Origin of the sequence: Mycoplasma marinum (assembly GCF_004335975.1) — a bacterium.
Classification (GTDB): Bacteria; Bacillota_I; Bacilli_A; order Mycoplasmatales; family Metamycoplasmataceae; genus Mycoplasma_K; species Mycoplasma_K marinum.
In genome coordinates this window covers 29,786-53,919 of the sequence record NZ_PSZO01000008.1, presented here as the reverse complement: position 1 = coordinate 53,919, position 24,134 = coordinate 29,786, and the positions used below count along the sequence as shown (strand labels likewise).

At 29.4% G+C, this 24,134-nt stretch carries 21 protein-coding genes and 1 tRNA gene; 6 read left to right on the top strand and 16 right to left on the bottom strand.

Going from position 1 to position 24,134, the window contains the following annotated elements; genetic code table 4:
• Window positions 1–64 precede the first annotated feature (64 nt).
• The gene (locus tag C4B24_RS02300; RefSeq protein WP_131598963.1) at window positions 65–619 is read right to left on the bottom strand and encodes a large conductance mechanosensitive channel protein MscL; all 555 of its coding nucleotides are present in this window, start codon (window positions 617–619) and stop codon (window positions 65–67) included.
• Window positions 620–778: 159 nt separating this feature from the next.
• Between C4B24_RS02300 and C4B24_RS02295 the strand changes: the two genes are divergently transcribed.
• Window positions 779–2,185, top strand: coding sequence for an aldehyde dehydrogenase family protein (locus tag C4B24_RS02295; RefSeq protein WP_131598961.1), 1,407 nt, complete (start codon window positions 779–781; stop codon window positions 2,183–2,185).
• Window positions 2,186–2,272: 87 nt separating this feature from the next.
• Here C4B24_RS02295 and gyrA read toward each other — a convergent pair whose 3' ends face one another.
• From gyrA to C4B24_RS02250, 9 genes are all read right to left on the bottom strand, one after another.
• The gene (gene gyrA, locus C4B24_RS02290; protein ID WP_131598959.1) at window positions 2,273–4,933 is read right to left on the bottom strand and encodes a DNA gyrase subunit A; all 2,661 of its coding nucleotides are present in this window, start codon (window positions 4,931–4,933) and stop codon (window positions 2,273–2,275) included.
• Between the two features lie 36 nt (window positions 4,934–4,969).
• Window positions 4,970–5,578: a hypothetical protein gene (locus tag C4B24_RS02285; protein ID WP_131598957.1), complete on the bottom strand. Its 609-nt coding sequence runs from the start codon at window positions 5,576–5,578 to the stop codon at window positions 4,970–4,972.
• Between the two features lie 30 nt (window positions 5,579–5,608).
• Window positions 5,609–7,507, bottom strand: a complete 1,899-nt coding sequence (gene gyrB / locus C4B24_RS02280; protein ID WP_272482636.1) for a DNA topoisomerase (ATP-hydrolyzing) subunit B — start codon at window positions 7,505–7,507, stop codon at window positions 5,609–5,611.
• A 218-nt stretch (window positions 7,508–7,725) separates the two neighbouring features.
• The gene (locus C4B24_RS02275; protein WP_131598953.1) at window positions 7,726–8,409 is read right to left on the bottom strand and encodes a pseudouridine synthase; all 684 of its coding nucleotides are present in this window, start codon (window positions 8,407–8,409) and stop codon (window positions 7,726–7,728) included.
• An 87-nt stretch (window positions 8,410–8,496) separates the two neighbouring features.
• Window positions 8,497–8,709 (bottom strand): cold-shock protein, encoded by a 213-nt coding sequence (locus C4B24_RS02270; protein WP_131598951.1) that lies wholly within the window; start codon window positions 8,707–8,709, stop codon window positions 8,497–8,499.
• A 440-nt stretch (window positions 8,710–9,149) separates the two neighbouring features.
• Window positions 9,150–9,848 (bottom strand): GntR family transcriptional regulator, encoded by a 699-nt coding sequence (locus C4B24_RS02265; RefSeq protein ID WP_131598949.1) that lies wholly within the window; start codon window positions 9,846–9,848, stop codon window positions 9,150–9,152.
• Window positions 9,849–9,920: 72 nt separating this feature from the next.
• Complete coding sequence (locus tag C4B24_RS02260) at window positions 9,921–10,799, bottom strand: ROK family protein (RefSeq protein WP_131598946.1); 879 nt, start codon at window positions 10,797–10,799, stop codon at window positions 9,921–9,923.
• 137 nt (window positions 10,800–10,936) lie between these two features.
• A complete protein-coding gene (locus C4B24_RS02255) occupies window positions 10,937–13,072 on the bottom strand; it encodes an ATP-dependent Clp protease ATP-binding subunit (protein ID WP_131598944.1) in 2,136 nt (711 codons plus the stop codon).
• Window positions 13,073–13,181: 109 nt separating this feature from the next.
• Window positions 13,182–13,988: an MFS transporter gene (locus tag C4B24_RS02250; protein ID WP_131598942.1), complete on the bottom strand. Its 807-nt coding sequence runs from the start codon at window positions 13,986–13,988 to the stop codon at window positions 13,182–13,184.
• Window positions 13,989–14,112: 124 nt separating this feature from the next.
• Here C4B24_RS02250 and C4B24_RS02245 point away from each other — a divergent pair, with 124 nt between their 5' ends.
• Together C4B24_RS02245 and C4B24_RS02240 are read left to right on the top strand one after the other, a co-directional pair.
• On the top strand, window positions 14,113–14,556 hold the full coding sequence (locus C4B24_RS02245) for an NfeD family protein (RefSeq protein ID WP_131598940.1): 444 nt from the start codon (window positions 14,113–14,115) through the stop codon (window positions 14,554–14,556).
• Between the two features lies 1 nt (window position 14,557).
• The gene (locus C4B24_RS02240; RefSeq protein ID WP_131598938.1) at window positions 14,558–15,460 is read left to right on the top strand and encodes an SPFH domain-containing protein; all 903 of its coding nucleotides are present in this window, start codon (window positions 14,558–14,560) and stop codon (window positions 15,458–15,460) included.
• A 196-nt stretch (window positions 15,461–15,656) separates the two neighbouring features.
• Here C4B24_RS02240 and C4B24_RS02235 read toward each other — a convergent pair whose 3' ends face one another.
• The 5 genes from C4B24_RS02235 to mnmE form a co-directional block, all read right to left on the bottom strand.
• The gene (locus C4B24_RS02235; RefSeq protein WP_131598936.1) at window positions 15,657–15,908 is read right to left on the bottom strand and encodes a hypothetical protein; all 252 of its coding nucleotides are present in this window, start codon (window positions 15,906–15,908) and stop codon (window positions 15,657–15,659) included.
• On the bottom strand, window positions 15,908–16,429 hold the full coding sequence (locus C4B24_RS02230) for a 3'-5' exonuclease (protein ID WP_131598934.1): 522 nt from the start codon (window positions 16,427–16,429) through the stop codon (window positions 15,908–15,910). The genes C4B24_RS02235 and C4B24_RS02230 overlap by 1 nt, the downstream gene beginning before the upstream one ends.
• Window positions 16,430–16,469: 40 nt before the next feature.
• Entirely contained in the window at window positions 16,470–17,399 is a 930-nt protein-coding gene (locus tag C4B24_RS02225; RefSeq protein WP_131598932.1) for a hypothetical protein, read from the bottom strand.
• Window positions 17,400–17,620: 221 nt separating this feature from the next.
• A complete protein-coding gene (locus tag C4B24_RS02220) occupies window positions 17,621–18,382 on the bottom strand; it encodes a TatD family hydrolase (protein ID WP_131598930.1) in 762 nt (253 codons plus the stop codon).
• Between the two features lie 44 nt (window positions 18,383–18,426).
• A complete protein-coding gene (gene mnmE, locus C4B24_RS02215; RefSeq protein ID WP_131598928.1) occupies window positions 18,427–19,737 on the bottom strand; it encodes a tRNA uridine-5-carboxymethylaminomethyl(34) synthesis GTPase MnmE in 1,311 nt (436 codons plus the stop codon).
• A gap of 104 nt (window positions 19,738–19,841) precedes the next feature.
• Between mnmE and C4B24_RS02210 the strand changes: the two genes are divergently transcribed.
• Together C4B24_RS02210 and C4B24_RS02205 are read left to right on the top strand one after the other, a co-directional pair.
• Entirely contained in the window at window positions 19,842–20,636 is a 795-nt protein-coding gene (locus C4B24_RS02210) for a hypothetical protein (protein ID WP_131598926.1), read from the top strand.
• A gap of 17 nt (window positions 20,637–20,653) precedes the next feature.
• A tRNA-Leu gene (locus C4B24_RS02205) sits at window positions 20,654–20,736 on the top strand.
• A 144-nt stretch (window positions 20,737–20,880) separates the two neighbouring features.
• Here the strand turns inward: C4B24_RS02205 and C4B24_RS02200 are convergent.
• Window positions 20,881–21,621, bottom strand: a complete 741-nt coding sequence (locus tag C4B24_RS02200) for a hypothetical protein (RefSeq protein ID WP_131598924.1) — start codon at window positions 21,619–21,621, stop codon at window positions 20,881–20,883.
• A 147-nt stretch (window positions 21,622–21,768) separates the two neighbouring features.
• On the opposite strand from C4B24_RS02200, the gene C4B24_RS02195 reads away from it, so the two are divergent.
• Window positions 21,769–23,613, top strand: coding sequence for a S9 family peptidase (locus C4B24_RS02195; RefSeq protein WP_131598922.1), 1,845 nt, complete (start codon window positions 21,769–21,771; stop codon window positions 23,611–23,613).
• The last annotated feature ends 521 nt before the right edge of the window (window positions 23,614–24,134 follow it).

Here is a 24,134-nt window from a genome sequence, read left to right as displayed (position 1 = left end):
TTATAAAACAAGAAAAAAGAGTTAAAAAAATAACCACATATAGTGATTACCAATTATAAAATAACTATTTTTTAGCTGAACTTTTTTTGGCAGCAGGTTTTTTAGAATTTGTTTTTTTGGCAACGGTTTTTTTGGCCGTTTTCTTTTCTTCTTTCTTATCTTTTTCTTCTTCTAATTTTGTTTCTTTCGCTTTTAAAGTAGTGCTTTTTGCATTTAGAATTTTTAATTCAGCAAGGATTTGTTCGTCAACTGTTGGTCCTGCAGGTGCAGGTGCTGGTTTATTTCTATTTCTGTAGTTAATGATTGAGTAAACTATCATCAACCCAGCAAGAATAAATATTGAAATAATAACGAATGCTAGTAATGCTGATAAAAATTTACCATACATAATTCCATTTAAGGGTAGCCCTGTTGTTTTTGCATATTTTGTTGTCCCAATTGACATATACATAACACCGTCTAATCCTAATCCTTTTGCAATAGCTCCCATGATAATGTCATTGGCAAGTGATTTAACTACTGCACCAAATGCAGCACCTAATAACATACCAATAGCTAACATAAACATGTTTCCACGTGATACAACTTTCTTAGCGTCTTTTCATGATTTTTTAAACATAAATGTATTTTACCATGATATTTAATTGTGATTGTATTTAGCATTTATTAAAAAATAGATATTTTGAGTATTTTAAGATGGTTTTTGCACTTAAACTAATATATATAAAAATCAATTTTAGTAACTTAAAAGTATTAAACATTTATAATTTAAATACTTATGAAAATAAAATATACAAATATAGTAAAAAAACAACGTGATTTTTACAACACAAATATTACAAGGGATATTAGTTTTAGAAAAAAAGCCCTACTACAATTAAAAAATAAAATGGAAGAATATGAAGAGAACTTGTATGAAGCCTTAGAGATTGACTTAAATAAAAATGCGAAAGAGGCTTTCCTTTCAGAAATTGGTCAAGTGTATGATGAACTAGATTTAGCAATTAAGAAAGTAAATAAATGATCAAAAACAAAGAAAGTAAAATCAAACTATACAACATTTGGTTCTAAAAGTGGAAAGGTTCTTCTGCCAAGGGGTTTAACATTCATAATTTCACCTTTTAATTACCCAGTAAATTTATCTTTAATCCCTTTAATTTCTTCAATAGCTGCAGGTAATGTTGCAATTTTAAAGTTATCCAATTTAACTCCAAGCACTAATTCTGTTTTACAAAATATAATAGATGAAAGTTTTAAAGAAGAACATGTGAGCGTTGTGAGTGATCAAAACTTTAAATCTTTTAATGATATTTATAAAGAAGAGATTGATTTTCTATTTTTTACAGGAAGTACTAAAACAGGTAAAATAATTCAACAAAAATGTGTTGAAAATGATATTCCACACATACTTGAATTAGGCGGAAAGTCACCAACAATAGTTGAAACAGGGGTGGATACACAAAAACATTCTCTTGAAAGAATAGTTTGAGGGAAACTTTTAAATGCAGGCCAAACTTGTGTTGCACCGGATTATTTTTTAGTGAATGAAAAGATAGTAGAGAATTTTATAGAGAATCTAAAAATTGAAATTCAAGAGCAATATCCAAATGTTTTAGAAAATAATAATTTGCCTAAAATCATTAATAAAGACTCTTTTAAAAGACTTGAAAAAATATTAAAAAAATATAAAGATAATATTGTTTTTGGTGGTTTGACAGATAAAGAAAATCTACAAATTGAGCCAACAATAATTTATGTTGAAGATAGTACTGAAATTAAAAAAACCGAGGAAATATTTGGGCCTATATTCTTTATTTCAAAATATGAAAATTTTTCAGAAGCAATACAGTTAATTAAGGAAATAGATCCAAATCCATTAGCAGCTTATCTTTTTACAAATAACAATATACAAATCAGCCACTTTGTACATGAAGTTAATTCTTTAAATATTGCAATTAATGATGTTATAGTTCAAATTTCAAATCCCAATGTACCTTTTGGAGGAATAAAAACAAGTGGTGTTGGAAGTTACCACGGAAGATTTGGATTTGAATCATTTAGTTTACAAAAAAATATAATGAATAAAAAATGAAATACAAACTTACCACTAATGTTTATTAATAAAGGGACGAATCTATCAAAGACTAGATCTCTTATGCGTAAATTTAAAAAAATACTTAGATAGAAAAAGACGAGCCTATTATGGTGTTCGTCTTATTTTTTTGAATTATTTATAAAAAAATACCGGTCAATGACCGATATATTCTAATTATTATTCCACTTCAGAATTAGTACTTTCTTCTTCTGTTTCTTTTAATTTTTGTAAAGAAATTTCTTGTGTTTTAATAATAGCTTCATTAATAGCTTCTTCAACTTCTTGTGTTTTAATTAAAGCAATTGATTTAATTGTATTTTTATCATTTAATTTAATAATTTTAACACCTTTAGTAGCTCTTGAAGAAGTTGGGACTTGTGACATATCCATTCTTATTGTAATACCTTGTTTAGTAATAACCATAATATCTTCTGTACCATTAACAACACGTATAGAAACTAATTTACCAGCTTTTAAAGTATTAATTGACTTAACACCTTTAGCTCCACGTTTTGTCATTCTGTACTCAGAAATATTAGTCATTTTACCAAATCCATCTTTACCAACAGAAAGGATTTTATCTCCTTCTAATGAAGAAGATGCCCCCACAACTAGCGATTTAGATTCACCTGAAAGGTCAATACCTTTAACACCACTTGCAGTTCTACCCATTTTTCTAACTTCTGTAGCTGGGAATCTAACAACTTTCCCATGAGAAGCTCCAATAATAATTTCAGTCTCATCTTCAACAATCATTGCTTTAACAAGTTCATCGTTTTCTTTAAGACCAAGTGCGATTTTACCATTCTTATTGATTCTCTCGTATTCCTTAATATCAGTTTTCTTAACAATACCATTTTGAGTTACTGTAAGTAAGAATTGTCCTTCGTTATACTCGTTAAGAGTTAACATTGAAACGACTTTTTCTCCTTTTTCAATACCAATGATATTTACAAAAGGAATACCTTTAGCTTGTTTTGAAAGTTCAGGAATTTGATGTGCTCTAATTCTATAAACTTTACCTTTTGTTGAAAATATAAGTAGATCAGTATGAGTTGTAGCTACTAAGATTGATTCAACATTATCATCTTCGTAAGTAGTCATGGCTTTTGTACCAACACCACCACGGTTTTGAGTTTTATATTCCTCTAATGGAATACGTTTTACATATCCTCTTGAAGACATTGTAATAGCAATATCTTTTCTTGGTATTAAGTCTTCATCGTCGATATTTCCAAATGCTCCTTCAAGAATTTGAGTTCTTCTGTCATCACCGAATTTATCTCTAACTGCTGTTAGTTCATCAGTAATAACTTCAAGAAGTACTTCTTTATTATCTAAAATATTTCTATAGTAAGCAATCATTTGGTGTAGTTCATCAAGCTCTGCTTGCATTTTTTCACGAGCCAATCCAGTTAAACGTCCTAGTCTCATGTCAGTAATTGCTTTTGCTTGAATTTCACTCAATTCAAATTTTTCCATCATTTTCGCTTGTGCTTCAGCATCTGTTTTTGAACTTCTAATCATTGTGATGATTTCATCAATATTATCAAGAGCAATTTGAAGTCCTTCTAAGATGTGAGCTCTATCTTGAGCCTTTTGTAAATCAAATTGTGTTCTTCTTGTAACAACTTCGATTTGGTGATCAAGATATGTTTTAAGCGCAATTTTTAAATCAAGAACTTTTGGTTCTCCATTTACAAGAGCAAGCATGTTAATACCAAAGTTTGTTTGTAGTGGTGTTAATTTAAATAATTTATTTAAAACAACTTCCGGAACAACATCTCTTCTTAACTCTACAACAACTCTAATACCTTTTCTTGAAGATTCATCACGTAAATCAGTAATACCTTCAATATATTTATCTTTAACTAAGTGAGCAATTTTTTCAATTAGTTTGGCCTTATTAACCATAAATGGTAATTCAGTAACTATAATTCTTGCTTTACCATTTTTCATTTCTTCTATTCTAGTTGTAGAACGAATAGTAACGGAACCATTACCTGTTGCGTATGCCTTTCTAATACCAGCATTTCCTAGAATAGAAGCTGATGTTGGAAAGTCAGGACCAGTAACATATTGATTAAGTTCTTCAATAGTTATTTCTGGATTTCTTGATAATGCAATAACACCGTTAATTACCTCTGTAAGGTTATGTGGCGGAATATTTGTTGCCATACCAACAGCAATACCAGTTGCCCCTGTAACTAATAAGTTAGGGAATCTTGCTGGCAATACTTGCGGTTCTTGTTCTGAACCATCATAGTTATCAACGAAGTTAACTGTATCTTTTTTAATTCCATCTACAAGTAATGCTGAAATTTTAGACATTCTTGCTTCTGTATATCTCATGGCAGCAGCTGAATCACCATCAACTGAACCAAAGTTACCATGTCCATCTACAAGTGGATATCTCATTGAGAAATCTTGTGCCATACGAACCATTGCTTCATAAGCGGCTGTATCACCATGTGGGTGATACTTACCTAATACTTCACCAACAATACGCGCAGATTTTTTATGTGGTTTTGAAGCTTCAAGACCCATATCTGACATGGCGTAAAGAATACGCCTATGAACAGGCTTAAGACCATCACGTGCATCTGGTAAAGCACGAGAAACAATAACTGACATTGCATATTCTAAGAATGAGTTTCTCATTTCTGTAGAGATATGAATTGGCGTTAATGATTCTGTTGCTTCTTCAATAACTTGAGAAGTGACCTCAACAACTGGTTTTTGTTTTTTCTCTTTAGTTTGAACTTCTTCCTCAAAAACTGTTTCTAGTTTTTCTTCAGGAGCATCATACTTTTTATCATCGTCGTCATTATTAAACATTTTTATCTCCTTTATGTTTTATATATTCACAAGTCATTAAGCAGTAACTTGTTTAGAACTTCCACTTACTTTAACAGCTGTAATAATTGCTGTAATTAAGAAAGGAATACCTGTAACTTTGAATATAGCAAAGATAACTCCTGCCATTCCACCTTTTAAGTTTGATGCTTTAAGTGCACCTTTAGCAATAATTGAAGTTATTATTCCACCGATTCATGAGAATATAACTATTGCAATTGATATTATTCACATTAATTTTGTATTTCCGTTTTTGAATAATGAAACAAGTTCTTTTGCATATGCAGTTGCAGAATAAAGTTCAATTTCTCCATTGTTAATTGAGAATATTTTCAATTCTTGAACATCTTTAATCCCACTTGCTTTTGCAGCAGTAATTAAATCTGCAGAAATATTTTTTGCAGTTGTTGAACTAGTTGTGAATGCATGCCCATTAATTGTAAGACCAGGTGCTTGAAGACTTTTAATTACGTCATCTGACATCTTGTCACCAATATTGTGAGACCTCTCAATAAATGGTTTAATTGCTTCAATAGCATTAAACATACATACTACAATTAGAATAAAACCTGTCACAGCTAAAACTGCCATACCTAAATTAATTCATACTTTTGATTTTGGATTCATGTTTCCCCTTTTTATTTTTCATTTTTATTATTATAAATCTATGTTTTTAACGTATTTTGCGTTTTCATTAATAAAATCACGCCTTGGAGCTACGTCATCTCCCATTAGTGTTGAAAATGTTAGATCTGCAGTCGCTAAATCAGAAACCTGAACTTGCAACATTTTTCTTTGATCTGGATCCATTGTTGTATCTCATAATTGTTCCGCATCCATTTCACCAAGTCCTTTATAACGTTGGATTGTGTAACGTACTTTTTCATCAAGAGTTGCTAAGTATTCTTCTTTTTCTGAATCTGAATATGCATATCTTGAAGTTTTACCATGTGATATTTTATATAGTGGAGGTTGTGCAATATATACAAAACCATATTCAACTAATTTTCTTAAATATCTATAGAAGAATGTCAATAGTAGCGTTCTAATGTGTGCTCCATCGACATCAGCATCGGTCATGATAACAATTTTATGATATCTAAGTTTATTTAAGTTAAACTCTTCACCAATTCCTGTACCTAATGCAGTAATTAGTGAACCAATTTCTTCATTAGCAAAAACTTTATCAATTCTTGCTTTTTCTGTATTGATTACCTTACCACGTAGAGGTAAAATAGCTTGTATTTCTCTATCTCTACCCATTTTGGCAGAACCACCAGCTGAGTCACCCTCAACAATGTAAATTTCTGATTTTGAAGCATCTTTTGATGAACAATCAGATAACTTACCAGGTAATGATGCAATATCAAATACTGATTTTCTACGTGTAGCTTCTCTAGCATTAGCAGCAGCAAATCTTGCTCTTTGTGCAAGTAATGATTTTTCTACAATAGTCTTTGCTTGTTTAGGGTTTTCTGCTAAGAATTTTTCAAGTGATACAGATAAAGCTTTGTTTGTTGCTTTACGAGCATCTGTGTTTCCTAATTTACCTTTTGTTTGACCCTCAAAGATTGGATCTGGGTGTTTAACAGAAATAACAGCTGTTAACCCTTCTTTAACATCATCACGAGAAAGTTTTTCTTTTTCGTTTTTAAACAATTTATTCTCTCCAGCGTATTGATTAAAAATACGTGTTAATGCATCAGAGAATCCTTGTTCATGTGTACCATGTTCAATAGTTGAAATGTTATTTGCATATGAAACAATATTTGATTGGTATCCTGTGTTGTATTGCATTGCAACTTCAACAACAATTCCATCAACTTGATTTTCTGCATAAATAACATCTTGGTTAAGAACTTCTTTTGTTCTATTTAATTCTTCAACATACTGAATGATTCCACCTTCAAAGTGATAATCTTTTTTCTTACCAGTTCTTTCATCCTCAATTGAAATTCTAAGACCTTTATTTAAATAAGCAATTTGTCTTGCTCTATCGTTTATTATGTCAAAGTCAAATTCAATTGTTTCCATAACTAAGTTGTCAGGGTGGAATTTAATTTTTGTTCCTTGTTTGTCTGTACTTCCTATAACGCTAAGTTCACCTTGTGGCTTCCCTCCGTTAATATATTCTTGGTATCAAACTTCCCCACCTCTACTTACTCATACTTCTAATTTATCTGAAAGGGCATTTACTACTGATGCACCAACACCATGAAGACCACCAGAAACTTTATAAGTATCTGAATCAAACTTACCACCAGCGTGTAGAACAGTTAAAACAGTCTCTACAGTTGATTTTCCAGTTTTTGGATGTTTTGCAACAGGAATACCACGACCATCATCTACAACTTCAACAGAACCATCTTTTGTAATTTTGATTGAAACTGAACTTGCAAAACCGGCCATCGCTTCATCGATTGAGTTATCGACGATTTCTCATACTAAGTGATGTAAACCTTTTTTACCAGTTGAACCAATATACATACCAGGTCTTTTTCTAACGGCTTCTAAACCTTCAAGAACCTGAATATTGCTTGCTGAATATTCTGACATGCGTTCCTCCTCTTTTTTCATTATTTTATTTTTGTATATTTCACTGTATAAATCGCACTTTTACCATTATATATACTATATAATGTTACCACATAGTTCAAATCAACGTAAAAAAATAGCATTTAAAGCTATTTTTTTTCTAACCCATAAACTTTTACTTATTTAACTATTTAGCTGCTTAAAATATGCTTAAAACCTTAAATAAAGGCATTTAAAAGTTAAAGTTTAGGAGTAAATTCTACAAATTCACCTTGCTTAATTTTAAAATTAATTAATTCCATATCCTTGATTCTTGTTCTATGTAATTCAATAACATTGTTATTTATTTTATGAAACATACACTTAACTTGGTGAAATTTTCCCTCGGATAAAATAACGTTGCATGTATATTTATCGAGCTTTTTAATTTTCCCAGGTTTAAGTTTTTTATCATCTAAAGTCATTGGTTTTTGAAAGGCTTTTAGTTGATTTTCTGTAAGTTCTTCTCTTAAAGTAACAAAATATTCTTTATCTGTATTAGATTTAGGTGATTTTAGTTTGTGTGCTCATTGACCATCATCAGTTATTAATACCAAACCAGTAGTATCCTTGTCTAATCTACCAACTACAAATAGATTTCTATGCTCATAACCAGGGATTAAGTCAAATACTGTTGAACTAACATTATCTTTATTAGCACAAACATAACCTTTAGGTTTATTTAGAGCTATATAAATAAATTCTTGATATTTTACTTCTTTATGATTAAACTCTACTTTATCAGTACTTATATCCACTTTAAATTTTGGATCTTTTTGCGGTATTCCGTTAATGAATACACGTTTTGATTTTATATATGTTTTAACTTGGGAACGAGATCCAATGCCTTCTTGAGTTAAAAATTTATCTAGTCTTATTTTCATATATTAATTATATAGTTTTAGCAAGATATAACTCAATAAATGCAAATAAAAAAAACGGCCGAAGCCATTTTTTAGATTAAGAGCTAATTAAGCGTTAGCTTGTTTAGTAACAACTACGTTTTTTGCTCTTTCTTTACCATCTACGTTTTCAATTTCGAATTCAACGATATCGTTTTGGTATAGGTTTCTAAAACCTGAACCTTGAATTGCTGAAAAGTGTACGAATACATCTTCTCTTCCTTCTACACCGATAAAACCAAATCCTTTTGTTTCGTTAAAGAATTTTACTTTTCCTGTCATAAGATACTCCTTCCATCTATTAAACACTTCCAGAGTGTTATGTCTATTATATATAGTTATTTACATTTAAATACATTTAATTTAAAAATAATTAATTATTGTCATAAGAAATAAGTATGTAAAGAAAAAAGCAGCTCGCCAAAGACTGCTTTTGTTTTTATATTCAATTAAGCCACTAATTGAATTTTTTTTAATTTTATTCCGAGAGAGAATACGCGATAGCGACAGCCATAATAGGAAATTTATTAATTAATAACCAATATGACAAATTAAAATTTTGAGTTACTTCGCCAAAAGAGTGTCTCATGTCGTTGGTCTATAGCGCTCATATTAAACTTATTTAATACACGTAATTATTATTAATTACAATAATATTATACATTAAATTAAGTGGTATTACAAGTGGTATCAAAAGTTTTTTTAAGTTAGTTATCATAGTTCTAATTAGAGGCTATTTCTGTTCAAGTATGTGTGAAATAAGTATGGTTATAATAATTTATTGAATATTCTAAGATAATTCCTTTTTTAGAAATACTTCTTGTTTTTAGTTCTACAACATCTTTTTCTAATGAATCTAAGTATTTTTTAGCCTTTTCAGGTGTAGCAATTAGTGAAAGACGCTTTTTAGTTGCATGCATTTTATATTGCGGCCTTGTTTCTGAAAGTAGCTTAAGAGCACTAGATAGTGATTCTTTTGCGAAATCTTGATTAATTCTTATCCAAATTTCTTTGGGTATTGCTTGTATAGTAAGCATAAATGGAATGCCATCCGCACATCTATACTTATAAATGAAAACAGGATCCATAATTCCAGCTTCCTTATTGAAACCTTTCATTTTTTCTATTTTGAAAAATTCAGTTGTCATCTTTTTTCCTGGAAAGATATTTTCAAAACTAGAAAACTTATTATCAATTCTATTTCTAATTCTATAGCCCTTACCTTGAATTGGTTTTAGATAATTAGAGCTAACAAGTTTTGCAATTGCTAATCTAACGGTATTTCTTGAAAATCCAAACTTAATCATTAGTTGTCTTTCTGAAGGTATAAAAGACCCATCCGTTAAGGAACCTTCATTATATAAACTTCAGATATGATCAATAATGATATCCTGTTTTGTTTTTAAATTTTTAGTTGTCATTATAAGTAAATCATAACAAAAAAATAAGTGGCTTTAGTACAAAAATAGATAAAAAAAGTAAACCCGCTTGGGTTAATTACCTTTTTGGATTGCTCAAATAGCAGCCCCATATATACCAGCATCATTTTTAGTCTTGGCGATCAATATTTTAGTCTTCTCTAAAATAAATGGTAGTTGAATTTCCTTTAAATTTTCTTCAATAATATCTATAAGTGCTTGCCCAAGAACAGAGGGTCCTCCACCTATAATAACTGCTTCAGGATTTACTGCCGTTTGCATAATGGCTATATGATTACACAATGGTTTTAAGGCATCTCTTAAAATTTGCGTAACTTTAGGATCCTTTTGAATTATTTTAGAAGAAACATCTTTAATGGTAGTCTTTTCTTTAAAATGTTCTGTTAATAACTTCTCTATACCTGTTGCAGAAGATAGTGGTTCAACACAGTTTTTAAGTCCACAAGCACACTCAAATTTATTTTGCATAACTCCAGCATGTCCAAATTCACCAGCAAAACCATGAGCTCCACTAATTAATTTATCATCAAGTATTAGTCCACCACCAATACCAGTTCCAATTGTATATAGAATTATTGAACTATATTGTTTATCTAATCCTTTTCAATACTCGCCTAATGCAGCGGCATTAGCATCATTTACAACATACACATCTTTACCAAAAATCTTTTTAAATTCTTTTTTTGTATCAAAATCATTTAATTTAAGGTTTCCTGATAGAGTTACTATTCCTGTTTTATGATCTATGAATCCTGGCATAGACAAACCTATTCTGTCTACTTTTTCAAGATCCAAACCTTCAAGGTTATCCTTTATATTTTGAAATATATCACCTACTTTAGTTAAGATATTTCATCTTTTAATTATTTGCTCGTCTTTAATTAGTGCAACTTTTGCTGAAGTCCCACCCAAATCTATAGCTAAAATATTCATCGTTCTCTCCTTTTAAAATTCAACTCTCTTATAAAATTATAAACAATATATAGACAAAAAATACACTTGTAAATACATATTAAAACAGTATTAAAAAAACAATCTATATGTATTAAGATTGTTTTAATACTTAGAAATTAAGACATTATTTTTTTAATATCAGTAATAATAAACGTTTTTAGTTTGTAATCAATTTGATAATTATTTTTCGGAAGAATTTTTGAAGAGATTATTTGTTTTGCTATTAATGATTCTAAGTGTTTTTTAATATAACGTTTAATTGGTCTTGCACCAAATAAAGGGTCATATGAATTATTTGCTATTGCTTCAACTGCCTTTTTAGTAAAAGTCAGTTCAATTTTTTGTTCTTTAACTCTTTTTGTTAACTTAGCAAGTTCTAATGAAACAATTTGCTTAATAACAGTTTTATCTAATGAGTTAAAGGGGATAATTTCATCAATCCTATTTATAAACTCTGGTCTTAAGTATTTAATTAGGATTTCTTTGGGCTTGATTTTCTTTTTATTCATAAGTTCTTCAGAACCCAAATTGGTTGTCATTATTATAATCGTATTTTTAAAGTTGATTAACTTACCTTTTGAGTCTGTAACTTGACCATCATCCAATATTTGTAAAAGAATATTAAGAACATCAGGATGAGCCTTTTCAATTTCATCAAATAATACAATAGAATATAGTCTTTGACGAACAGCTTCTGTTAATTGTCCACCTTCGCCATATCCAACATAACCAGGTGGGGACCCAATTAATCTTGAAACGGCATGTTTCTCCATATATTCTGACATATCAAGTCTAACCATTGCTTTTTCAGTATCGAATAAGTTCTTAGCAAGAGTTCTTGCAACTTCTGTTTTACCAACACCTGTCATTCCCATAAAGATAAATGAACCTATTGGTTTATTTGGATCATTGATATTTGCTTTTGAACGCAAAATAGCATCTGTTACAAGTTCTAGCGCTTCATCTTGGCCTTTTACCGTTTCTTGGAGTGACTCTCTTAATTTCAATAATTTTTCTTTTTGAGATTCCAGTAAACTCGTTAATGGTATTCCAGTTCATTTTGAAACTATTTGAGCAATTTCACTTTCAGTAACAACTTCTTTTATTAGTGTGTTAGAGTTGCTTTTATTTCCAGCTTTTGCTTCTTCTAATTTTTGTTTAAGTTCAGGAATTCTAGAATACATTATTTCGGAGGCTTTCTCAAATTTTCCTTCTACCCTAAATCTATTTAGTTCTGCATTAGCTTTATTTAGTTCTTCTTTTAAATCTTTAACACTATTTACCGCTGATTTTTCATCGTGTCATTTTTTAAATAGTGTGTCATATTCTTTTTGTTGCTCTTTAAGTTCAATATCTATTTTGGATAATCTATTTTGGATACTTTCACCGGTTTCTTTGGAAAGCGCAGTTTTTTCCATAGTTAGCCTACCAATTATTTGCTTAGCCTTTTCTAATTCTTCAGGCATTGAATTCATTTCAGTTTGAATTCCTGCTGCAGCTTCATCAATAAGATCTATTGCTTTATCAGGTAAGAATCTATCAGATATATATCTTGTAGATAATTTGGCAGCTGAAATTAATGCATCGTCCTTGATGGTTACACCGTGAAATGTTTCTAATCTATCTTTTAGACCTCTAAGAATTGAGATCGTGTCATCTAATGATGGCTCATGAACTGCAATCTTTTGCATCCTTCTTTCAAGTGCAGCGTCTGATTCAATATACTTTCTATGCTCATCAAGAGTAGTTGCACCAATTAAATGCATTTCACCTCTTGCTAACATTGGTTTTATTATTTGTGCAGCATCCATCCCACCATCAGAATTTTTACCCATTCCTACAAGGGTGTGAAATTCATCAATGAAAATAATTATATTTCCATTTGAGTCTTTAACTTTTTTCATTAATGATTTCATTCTTTCTTCGAATTGACCTTGATAACTGGCACCAGCAATCATTGAAGGTAAATCTATCTCATATAATTCTTTATCTTTAAGATTTTCAGGCACTTCTCCATTTGCAATTTTTTGGGCCAAACCCTCTACAATGGCAGTTTTACCAACACCGGGTTCACCCACTAATATAGGGTTGTTTTTAGTTTTTCTAGAGAGTATTCTGATTATTCTCCTAATTTCCTCGTCGCGACCTATTACTGGATCTAATTTATTTTTGATAGCTTCATCAATTAAGTTACGGCCATATTCTACTAAAGGATCTTTTTGTGATTGATTGGGTGTAAAATTAAAGTTCATAATACCTCCTTTTTTAAAGAACATTATTTTTGTTCCTTAACTATTATAGCACCTTTTTAGCACTCTTAACATTAGAGTGCTAATTATTATCTAATTAAAAAAGAAGGATTTATTCCTTTCTTTTCTTTCTCTTAATTTTATTTAATTTATTTTTAGTCTTCTTCATTTGTTTTTTTTCTTCTTTTAGTTGATGAACCGGACTTTTAATTTGTTTTTTTTCTTCTTTTATTCGCTTTTTTTGTTCTTTGATTTGTTTTTTTTCTTCTTTTATTTGGTTAGCTGGACTTTCGATTTGCTCTTCATGAGTTTTTTGAATTGAATTTTCTTTTTGAATTTTTTGAGCTGAACTTTCTTCTTTTAATTGATTAAGTTTATTGTGTTCAAAAATTATTCTTCTTTTAATTGATTCATACTCTTCAAGATTTAAAATACCTTCTGTGTGTAATTTCCCAACTATTTTTAATTTATTTTCTGAAGAATTAAATCTATTTTTAATTCTTATTTGTTTGTTGATTGAATAGAAAATAGCAAATCCAATCATAAATATAAAGTTAATTAATCAAGGTCATATTGATCATATTGAAGCAATATCTAAAATTGACATTATAGTCATCACAATACCCACCAAGAATGATACCGAAGCAATTATTGTTATTGGTTTACCTGCTTCTTTTCTTAATTTTGTAAATGCAATACTCATTGCTATCGCAGTTATCCCAACAGATGCAGCGATTAATATTCCTCCAACAGCTTTAGAACCTGTGTTCCCAATATCCTCTAAGTTTTGAGAATTTGTCCCGCCTTGAACTCCTTTACTCAATAGGAAAGTAAAGATAAAACCTAGTAATATTGATATTGCTGCTATTAATCAAAATATTAAATTTATATTCATTATAATTTTTATTTTTTTTGTCATGTGTTAATTATAGTTTGTTTTTTTATTTTCAATATATATTTTTAAATTGTGATACATAAAAATAGCTCCAAGAATACTTATAGCAATGTAAAAAGGTATATAATTTAAATATAAAGGGGGTGCTATGGGATTTTTCATAACAATGTTTATTGTTTGGGCTATTTTAGCAATTGTATTTTTAATTGTTGAAATTAATACTGTTCAACAAGTAGGGTTTGCTGCGATGTTTGGTTCAATCATTGCCATCGCTGTGCATGCTAAATACAGTGACTTAATCTGGCCGGAATTTGTAGCGTTTGGTATTTCTTGAATTCTTTCATGATTAGTATTGTATTTCATAATTTTTAAGAATAAACGGTTTATTCATGATTCTGAAGATGGTTACTTAGATTTTATAAATCAAGAGTATAAAACTATTTCAGGAAATGAAAAGGGATTTGGAAGAATTGTTATTGGTGACAAAAACTTTAGATTCAAATCTGAAGATAAGATTAAAAAAGGCGAAGTTGTAATCGTTAAATCAATTAAAGGTGCAACTTTTATAGTAAATAAAAAAATAGGAGAGTAAAATGGGAATAATATTAGGAGTAGTAATAGGTGTTATAGTTCTTTTAATTATTGTATTTGTTTGTTTAGGAATAAAAATTGTTCCACAAACAAATGTTTTCGTAGTTGAAAGACTTGGTTCATTTAAGAAAATTTTAAAAAATGGTGTTAACTTTATAGTACCAATTATAGATAGGCTAGTTTTAAAAGAAACATTAAAAGAGAAAGTTTTAGACTTTCCAGCTCAGGACGTTATTACAAAAGATAATGTTACAATGAAAATCGATACAGTTGTTTATATGCAAATAACTGATCCTAAACTATATGCTTATGGGGTTATGAACCCAATAAGCGCTGTAGAAAACTTAACAGCAACAACATTACGTAACTTAATTGGTGATCTTGAATTAGACCAAACACTAACATCAAGAGATGTAATTAATGAAAAACTTAGAGAAATATTGGATGTTGCAACCGATCCTTGAGGTATCAAAATCATTCGTGTTGAATTAAAAAATATCTTACCACCAGAAGATATTAGACGTGCCATGGAAAAACAAATGCGTGCAGAACGTGGTAAACGTGAAAAAATTCTTGATGCTGAAGGTGTAAAAGAAGCAGAAATACTTCGTGCCGAAGGTGAAAAACGTTCTTCAATCCTTATAGCCGAAGGTGAAAAGCAAAGAGAAATTTTACAGGCTGAAGGTAGAAAAGAAGCGATTAAGTTAATTAATTCTTCAAACCCAACAGAGTCTTCATTAATTCTTAGAGGATATGAAGCCCTAGTACAAACTGCTAACTCAGAAGCTGCAACAATCATCTTGCCTTCAGAGTTAACAAATATAGCTTCAATTGCTTCAACTTTTACAGGAACTGCAAAAGCAACAAAAAAAGCTGCAACAAAAAAGACACCTGCTAAAAAGTAAATAATTAAGGAACTTGAAAGAGTTTCTTTTTTAATACTAAAAAACATTCACTATTAAAATTGATAAATAAATCAATATATTTAACAAGTCAAATTCAGTATAATTACCATTCTTTTGTCTTGTATTTCGATATAAAAAACACCCTTTAGGATGTAAATATTTTTTACGTTTGTTGATGTCTATTTTTGAACCATTTTTAATACTTCAAATCATCCACCGTATTTATCCCTAAAACAAATTGTTTAGTAACTGAATATCTAATACCATTTACTTCACCTTTAGTAGAAGAACCAATTTCATCAATACTCTTCTTAGAAAGTAACATCTTGTTTTCAGGAATAATTGCACCATCTTTTACTGGTGGCCAAATTAATTTAATAGTTGGTTCACCAACATTGCCAAAACAATCTTTTTGTTCTTCTCTAATTCAACTTAAAGTTCTCTTCATTAATTCTCCCTTGTTATTTTCATTAATTTTAATGTATGCATAGTATCGCTAAGAGCACGGTGATCCTCTTTGCTTGCTAAATTAAAATCTACTATTAATGATTCTAATTTATAAGTTTTTCTTCCAGGTCATTTAGCTTTAAATAAATCAATAGTATCAAATCACTCACTTGTCTCAAAATCAATTGAATGTTTTTTTAGGTTTTCTCTAATAAACCCTTTATCAAAAGGTGAATAATGAGCAAAAACATTTAAATCTTTTGAAAACTTGCTCAACATTGTCAATGCTATTTCTATTTCAATCCCTGATTCTTGAACCATTCTATTTGTTATTCCTGTTAAATTAGTTATAAAAGGCGGAATGTTTTTATTACTTTCGACTAAAAGTTCAAAAGTATCCAATACTTCTAGTGTTTTTCCACAAACCTTAACAGCTGCAATTTCAATTATTTCTTCAGTTAATGGTGAAAATCCTGTTGTTTCAATATCAAGAACTATAAAGTCTTTTCCATTATTAATCATAAATTCTCCTCTTATTCATTTTCATTATCTTTGTTTTATGTTAAGCAAAATCTCCTAATAATTCTTTCATTAAATCATCATCTAATTCCTGCTTGTGTATAGCTTTTTGTTCGGGTATTTTTGTTTCTCTATCATTTTCAGATATAACCACCTTTTGAACAGTTTCTGGTTCAAATTCAACTATGTCTTCAACACTTTGTTGGACAAGAGAATTATCATTTAATAATGAATCCATATAATTCTCGTCATAAGACTGTTGGTAAGTTCCTGTTTTAACTTGTGGTTTTGGTCTAGGCATTTTGAATTTTTTAGTTTCAGGTTTTTCTGTAGCACTAAATTCTGGCAATTTTAATTCATTTATAAGTTTATCCATAAATTCATCATCGAGTCTTTGTCTATGTACTTCTTTTCCTTGTTTTGGCGTTTTTTGTTTTACATTTTTATTTGCAGTTGGTTTGGGCGCAATTTCTTGAGTTAAGTTATATTTCTTTTCGAAATCATTAAAGAATTCTTCTGAAGATTTACCACCAAATAATGAGTCTTTTAATATTTGCTCAACTTGGCTTCCTTTTTCTTCTTTTGAATATTGTTCCTTCATAAATTCTACAAATCTCTCTGCAGAGTTTATATATGCAGTAATTAATATATAGTATTCTTCATGTTTTTTTAACACTAATGTCATATCTACTTCTCCAAATGAGATATCACAAATGAATATATCATGTGTCTTATAAGTCATCATGATTTTATGTTTTCCATATATTTTTGAACGTATAAATTGTGCGTATTCTGGCTTTTCTTTTTTAACGTCTAATCTTTCGTTCATTCTGTTTAAGGCATGTGTGGAAATTCTAATAATTCTATCTGAAAAGATTTCCTTAGATTTAATTCTTAATTCACTCATTGGTATAACTTGTTGCGCAAACTTATCAACTATCTGGCTTGTTAGTTTTAAATTGTTTAAAGTCATATATAAATTATACATTGTTATAACAATTGGGATGAAAGTTAAGGAACAATTATTTAAAAAATGATTTTAATGATATTTGTTTCTCTTTTTCTAAGTTTTTTAATATTAGGATCCAAAATTTTCGTTTAATTTCTTATTAAATTTTGTGGATCATAATAATTTGGTTATGCATTTATTTAAAAAAATATCCTTGTAGAGATAATTAAAATAGTCTTTATAAATTATTTAATGCCAAAAATATCAAAAACATTTGTGGCTATTGATTCCGTTAATTCTTCTAGAGATTCACCTCTTAATTCAGCCAAATATTTAACTGTATCTTTTACAAAAGCGGGTGTGTTTTTCTTACCTCTATGTGGGACTGGAGCTAAATATGGGGCATCAGTTTCAGATAAAACCCTATTTGCAGGAACTTGCTTTGCAGCTTCTTTAAAGTCATGAGCATTTTTAAAAGTTACAATACCTGAAAAAGATATATAACAACCAATATTTAAGTATTCTTGTAGCTTTTCAGCACCATAAGCATATGAATGCATAACTATCCTTAAATCTCTATATTTTTCTTTCGAAAGGACCTTTATTGTATCTTCATGAGCATCTCTTGAGTGTATAATGGCAGGCAATCTTTTTTCTAAAGCTAAATCCAGCTGTTCTTCTAAAACTTTAATTTGAACTTCCTTTGAAGGATTATCTTCTCAATGATAATCCAAACCAATCTCTCCAATGGCTACTACTTCTTTTGTGAGGTTTTCTCTTATGAATTTTGCATCTGAAGGACCAGTTGCATCATTTGGATGTATTCCAATAATTGGATATATTCCTTTATATTTTTTGGCAATTTCAAGTGTTTCTGGAATAGTTCCTCTTTCACAACCAACAACAAACATTGTTGCTACTTCATTTTTAAAAGCTGCTTCTATAACTTCTTCATAATTATCAAATTCAGAAGGCACTACGTGCATATGTGTATCTATATATTTCATACAATAATTATAATTAAAAAAGATTATAAAAAAAGGCAAATATATTATTTACCTAAACAGAAATTTTTAAACATAGAATCCAATAAATCTTCTTGGTCTGCCTTACCTAGAATATTAGCAAGATCATCTCAAGCTTTTTGAATATCAATTATGATGGTATCAGGACCAAGTTGCATATTAAGACCGCTAATTGCATCTTGAATTGATATTAAAGATGCTTTAATTAGTGAAAGTTGTCTTGTGTTGTAAACAATTCTTTCATCATTTAAATCAATATTTTTGAATTCTTCTTCAATTGCTTCATAAAGTTCTTTTAATTCATTTTCCTTTGCAGAAATTGATATACCTTTTTGTTGAACTAAATCATTTTTATTTCAAACTTTTAAATAAGGTTTTCCTTTAGCTGCTAATTCGATTTCTTCATCTTCTTTTGTTTGACCCTCTTTTGAATCTATTAGATGAATTACAAGATCTGATTTTGAAATCTCTGAGATTGATTTTTCAATACCAATTTTTTCAATTTTATCTTCAGTCTTATGAATTCCTGCAGTATCTTTAATCTTAAGTAATACTTGACCAACCTGCAATGAACCTTCGACAATATCTCTTGTTGTCCCAGGTGTATCAGTAACAATGGCTTTTTCTTCTTGTAAAAGAGCATTTAATAACGAAGATTTACCAGCATTTGGTTTACCAACAATAGCAACACTCACACCTTCATAAATGACTCTTGATGAAGTTGAGACACGAACAATTTCTTTAATTTCATTCTCTATTTTCATTAATGCAGGCAATAAATTTTCAGTTGTAAGTTGTTCAACATCATCATATTCAGGATAATCAATATTAACTTCACATGTTGCAATGATGTTTAATAGTTTATTTTTAAGTTCATCAATTAATTTAGAAGTTTTACCATCGAATTTTTTAACTGATAATTGTGTTTGTGACTCAGACTTGGCATGAATTAAATCATTAATTGCTTCAGCTTTAACAAGGTCCATTTTCCCATTCATAAATGAACGCCTTGAAAACTCGCCATTCTCTGCCATTCTTGCACCATTTGCTAATATTAGTTCCAATATTTTATTAGTATTTACAACACCACCATGAGCATTAATTTCTACAGTATCTTCTCCTACAAAAGTATTTGGCCCAACAAATCAAGCGACTAGCACCTCATCCACCATTTGTTCTTGATCCATAATATTACCAAAAGTTAGTGTTTTATCCTTACCAACTTTACCAGTAAATATTTTTGAAACTATGTCAAAAGCTTCAGGTCCAGAAACCCTAATAATTGATATTGCTTGATTTATATTTCCCGAAGAAATTGCTGCTATTGTGTCATACATATTTGAATTATAAATAAATTATTAAAAAATAAGAATGTTTATTTTATTGTTTTTATTACACTTCTAATATAAAATTAAAATATATAAAAATTAAGGGGGCCATAGTGAAAAAACAAAAATTACAAATTACACCCATCATTAGTGCGGCATTCAATTTATTAATTGGGGCAGTTATTATTTGAGCTTTGACAATGATTGTAATTCTTATATTAAGATTTTATAATGAGGCAAAGGGCCTACTTTATGCAAAAGATTTTAAAGAATATTTAGATGATATTAGCAATAATATACAAAAACATAAATGAACTAATCCTGAATTACAAAAATTTGCTGATTTATTTAACCAAAGTTTTGGAGAAAATAGAATTATATTAAAATCTAATGGAACTTCTATTGAAAATACAATAATACTTAAAAACCAACTACAGATGTTGCTTAATGATAAAACAACAAACGCACAAACAATTAAGGCGATATTATTTGTTGCTGGTCAAGGGGAACTAAAATTCTTTGACATTTCAGTTACTCCACATGTAAAAGAATTTATTATAAGTGCCGCTAAATTTGCACAACATATAGATATAGATGGAATTATCAATGATATTCAAAGTGGTTCAAACATTAAACCAGAAATATTAATGTATATGATTAAATCTGCAGGAGCATGATTCACTGATATATCTGGTGATTCAGCTATATGATTACTTGTTTTCATTATAGCTTGAGGTGTTGCAATAATATTCTCGATTGCTAATAAATTAATTAGATTTGCAGCAGATTTAAAAGCAGGAATGTGACTAGTATTTTGGGCTATAATGATGCCAATATTTGGTTTTATTTTCTATCCATTAATATCATTAAAATATTTATTTAAAAATAAGGTAAAAAACTCTTTATAATATATAGAGTAATAAATGCCCGCGTGATGGAATGGTAGACATGAGAGATTCAAACCCTCTTGCCTCGTGCGTGCTGGTTCAAGTCCAGTCGCGGGTACCATATCAACATTGTTGACCATACCAAAAATAAAGAATCTTCTTGATTCATAAAAGACTTTCTTCTTTTAAAGGGGATAGTCTTTTTTTAATAACAAAATAAATAAAGGTTTAAAAAAATAGCAATCCTTTAAGATTGACCATTTTCTTATTTTTCTTTTTTGTAAAAACTACTATCTCTTTCATTATCTTTAAATTTATCATCTAGAGCTAATTTATTAACTTTTTCAGATAATTCAAAATCAACAATTCACATATTTCTACTTTTAGCATTACGCTTGTTTTGAGTTCTTGCCATATATAAAGCGTCAAAGTTTGTTAATTCATCATCAACAAGTTTAATTTCGGGAAGTCTTGTATTTTCCTGGATTGCTTTAAAGACGGCTTTTGTTGTTGTCCCAGTTGTATAAAAATCATCAACAAAGATATAATGAACATTTTCTTTTTCTAATACTTCAGGATTAAACTTAACTTTTCATTTGGGAAAAACACTCTCAATTGTTTTCTCTCTTTCTTCTTTATCCTTTAAGAAGTGAAGTCCTCTGTATTCTGGTGTTTTAATTTTAATGAATTCAACACCTTCAATGTTTTCAACAACAAACTTCATTGTTTGGTCTCAACTGTTTTTCCTTGGTGGAAGAACAATAATTGGTGTTGAACCTGATTTTACGATCATATCAATTCTTCATTTAAGAAGCTCTAAAAAGGCCTCTATAACGTCTGTTGTATATTCGCTTTCCTTTGATTTAAATGCATTAAAGTATCCAAAGTTTCAGGGCGCTTTATATCAAATCATATATCATGATTTACACATATCAGTTGGATTACCATTCCTTCAATCCAAGGGATTTGTTGTTGGTTTAATTTGTAAGTTTTCTTGATTCTTCATTTTGTTCTCCTAAGTATCTTTTATATATCATCTCATAAATGGTAATAAAGGCGAATAAAACAATCATTTAAATTGTTTCAAGAGTCATGTTAATAAAAAATATCTCAGAAAATTTTCCACTAAAAGCAAAGAGTATATAATTATTTTATGCAAATACCATTAAAAGAATTTTTTAAAAATAGCTCTAAAGGAAGCTTCTCTCTTTCACCAGATAGAACAAAAATAGCTTTCTTAGACTCATATAAAGAAAGAAGAAATATCTATATATTAGATGTTGAAACTGAAGAAGTAGAAATCATTACAACTCAACAAAGAAGAAATATTTATTCATACAGTTGGAAAAATAATGACAAAATTTTATACACACAAGATAACAATGGAGATGAAAACGATCATGTTTTCTTAGTTGATATAAAAACAAAAGAAGAAAAAGATATAACTCCTGGAGAAAAATTAAAAGTTGCAGGACTTGATACTTTAAATATTGATGTTTACATTGATAAGAGAGAACAATATAAAAATAAGATATTAGTTTCTCACAATGAAAGAAATGGTGCTTCTTTCGACTTATATATGTACGACATTGTTACAGGAAAAAGAGAACTTGTAGAAGAACATGAACTTGGAGAAGATTCATTATTATTCGATATGGATTTATTCAAAAGTATTTATACTTCAAAAACAATCCAAGGTGGAGATAAAATATTTAAAGACGGGAAAGAAATTAAATTTGTTAGTTCAAAAGATAGTTTTTCAATTCTTGGCTTTACTTCAAAAGCTAAAGATAAAGTTTATGTAATGAGTAATGAAAATAGAGATAAAACAGCTATTTTCACAGCAGACTTAAACTTGAACATTATTGGTGATCCCATTTTTGAAAATGATATTGTTGATGCTGGAGCATTAAGAGTTGACTACTTTACCAAAAAACCAATTTGTGTTTGATATGAAGAAGAAAAATATGATGTTAAATATTTAGACAAAGAAGTTGAAGCAAAACATAATAAATGAAGAAAAATGTTAATTGAAAGATTCCCAGCTGAAAAAGATTCAATAATAATTGTTGGGGCTTTACTTGGTACAAACGATAAAATTGTTTCGTTTAGCACAATGAGTGATAAAAAACTTAGAGATGAGTACTTCTATTTTGCCGATCAAGATAAGTTAATTAAAATGAGTGAAGATCAAAAATATTTAATCCCTGAAAACTTAGTAGACATGAAACCAATTTCATACAAAGCAAGAGATGGTCTAACAATACACGGTTATCTAACTCTTCCAAAAGATGTTAAAGGACCAATCCCAATTATCGTTAACCCACATGGTGGACCTTGAGTAAGAGACTCATGAGGTTATAGTCCAGAAGCGCAATTCTTTGCTAATAGAGGATTTGGTTGGTTCCAACCTAACTTTAGGATTTCTACAGGTTATGGTAAAGATCACTTTGTAAAAGGTTGACACCAATGAGGACTTAATTGTCAACATGATGTAACTGATGGAACACATTGATTAGTTGAACAAGGTTATACAAAACCAGGAATGATCGGTATTTATGGTGGATCATATGGTGGATATGCAACTCTTATGGGAATTATCAATGAGCCTAAGTTATACTCAGCAGCCGTTGATTATGTTGGAGTTTCTGACTTATTCACATTTTGAGATGGTTTCCCCGATTACTGAAAAGTACCAGGAAATATTTTTGAAGAAGCGATGGGTAATCCTTATGACAACCCAGAGCACTCAAAAAGAATTTCTCCAGTTTACAGATCAAGCGAAATTGAAACACCTCTAATGGTTGTTCAAGGAGCAAAAGATCCACGTGTTCCAATTAAACAAGCAGAACAAATTGTTGAATCAATGAAGAAAAATGGTGTTCAAGTTGAATACATTTTAAAAGAGAACGAAGGTCATGGATTTAGTAATCAAGAGAACAGATTTGATCTTTATGAAAAGATGCTAAACTTCTTTAACAAGCATTTAAACAAATAGGTAACTTTACCTATTTTTTGTATTTAACATTGTGAAATGCACTAGTGAAAAGGTAAAAGGTAGATAATTAATATGGGCAAGGTAATTAATGGAATTATCTAGCCCAAAGATTTTATGAATATATTCGATATATTATATACTTAATATGAATATAATAAAATCCGTCGCTTAGAAAGAAAGTAGGCAGGCGTAAGCCAAACCTTAACTTATAGTTGAACTCATCTTTTAATCGCAAGATGTATTTAAATTAATGGACTTTATAATTTAATATAAAAAAATAAAAAACCTCGTTTAAAAACAAACTTATAATAGTTTGTTTTTTCTTTGCAAAAATCACAACAGAGATATGAAAACCTTATTTAAAGAGGGAAAATACAATTATAAATATTGCTTTTTGGTGCTATTACTTAATTTATATACTTTATGTATGTATTTAAGTATGTACTATTCATATTTCATTTTTGAGATTGTTATAATTATTATGTTCGGAAATTCTTGTATTCCGGGCAATGAGGTTAATT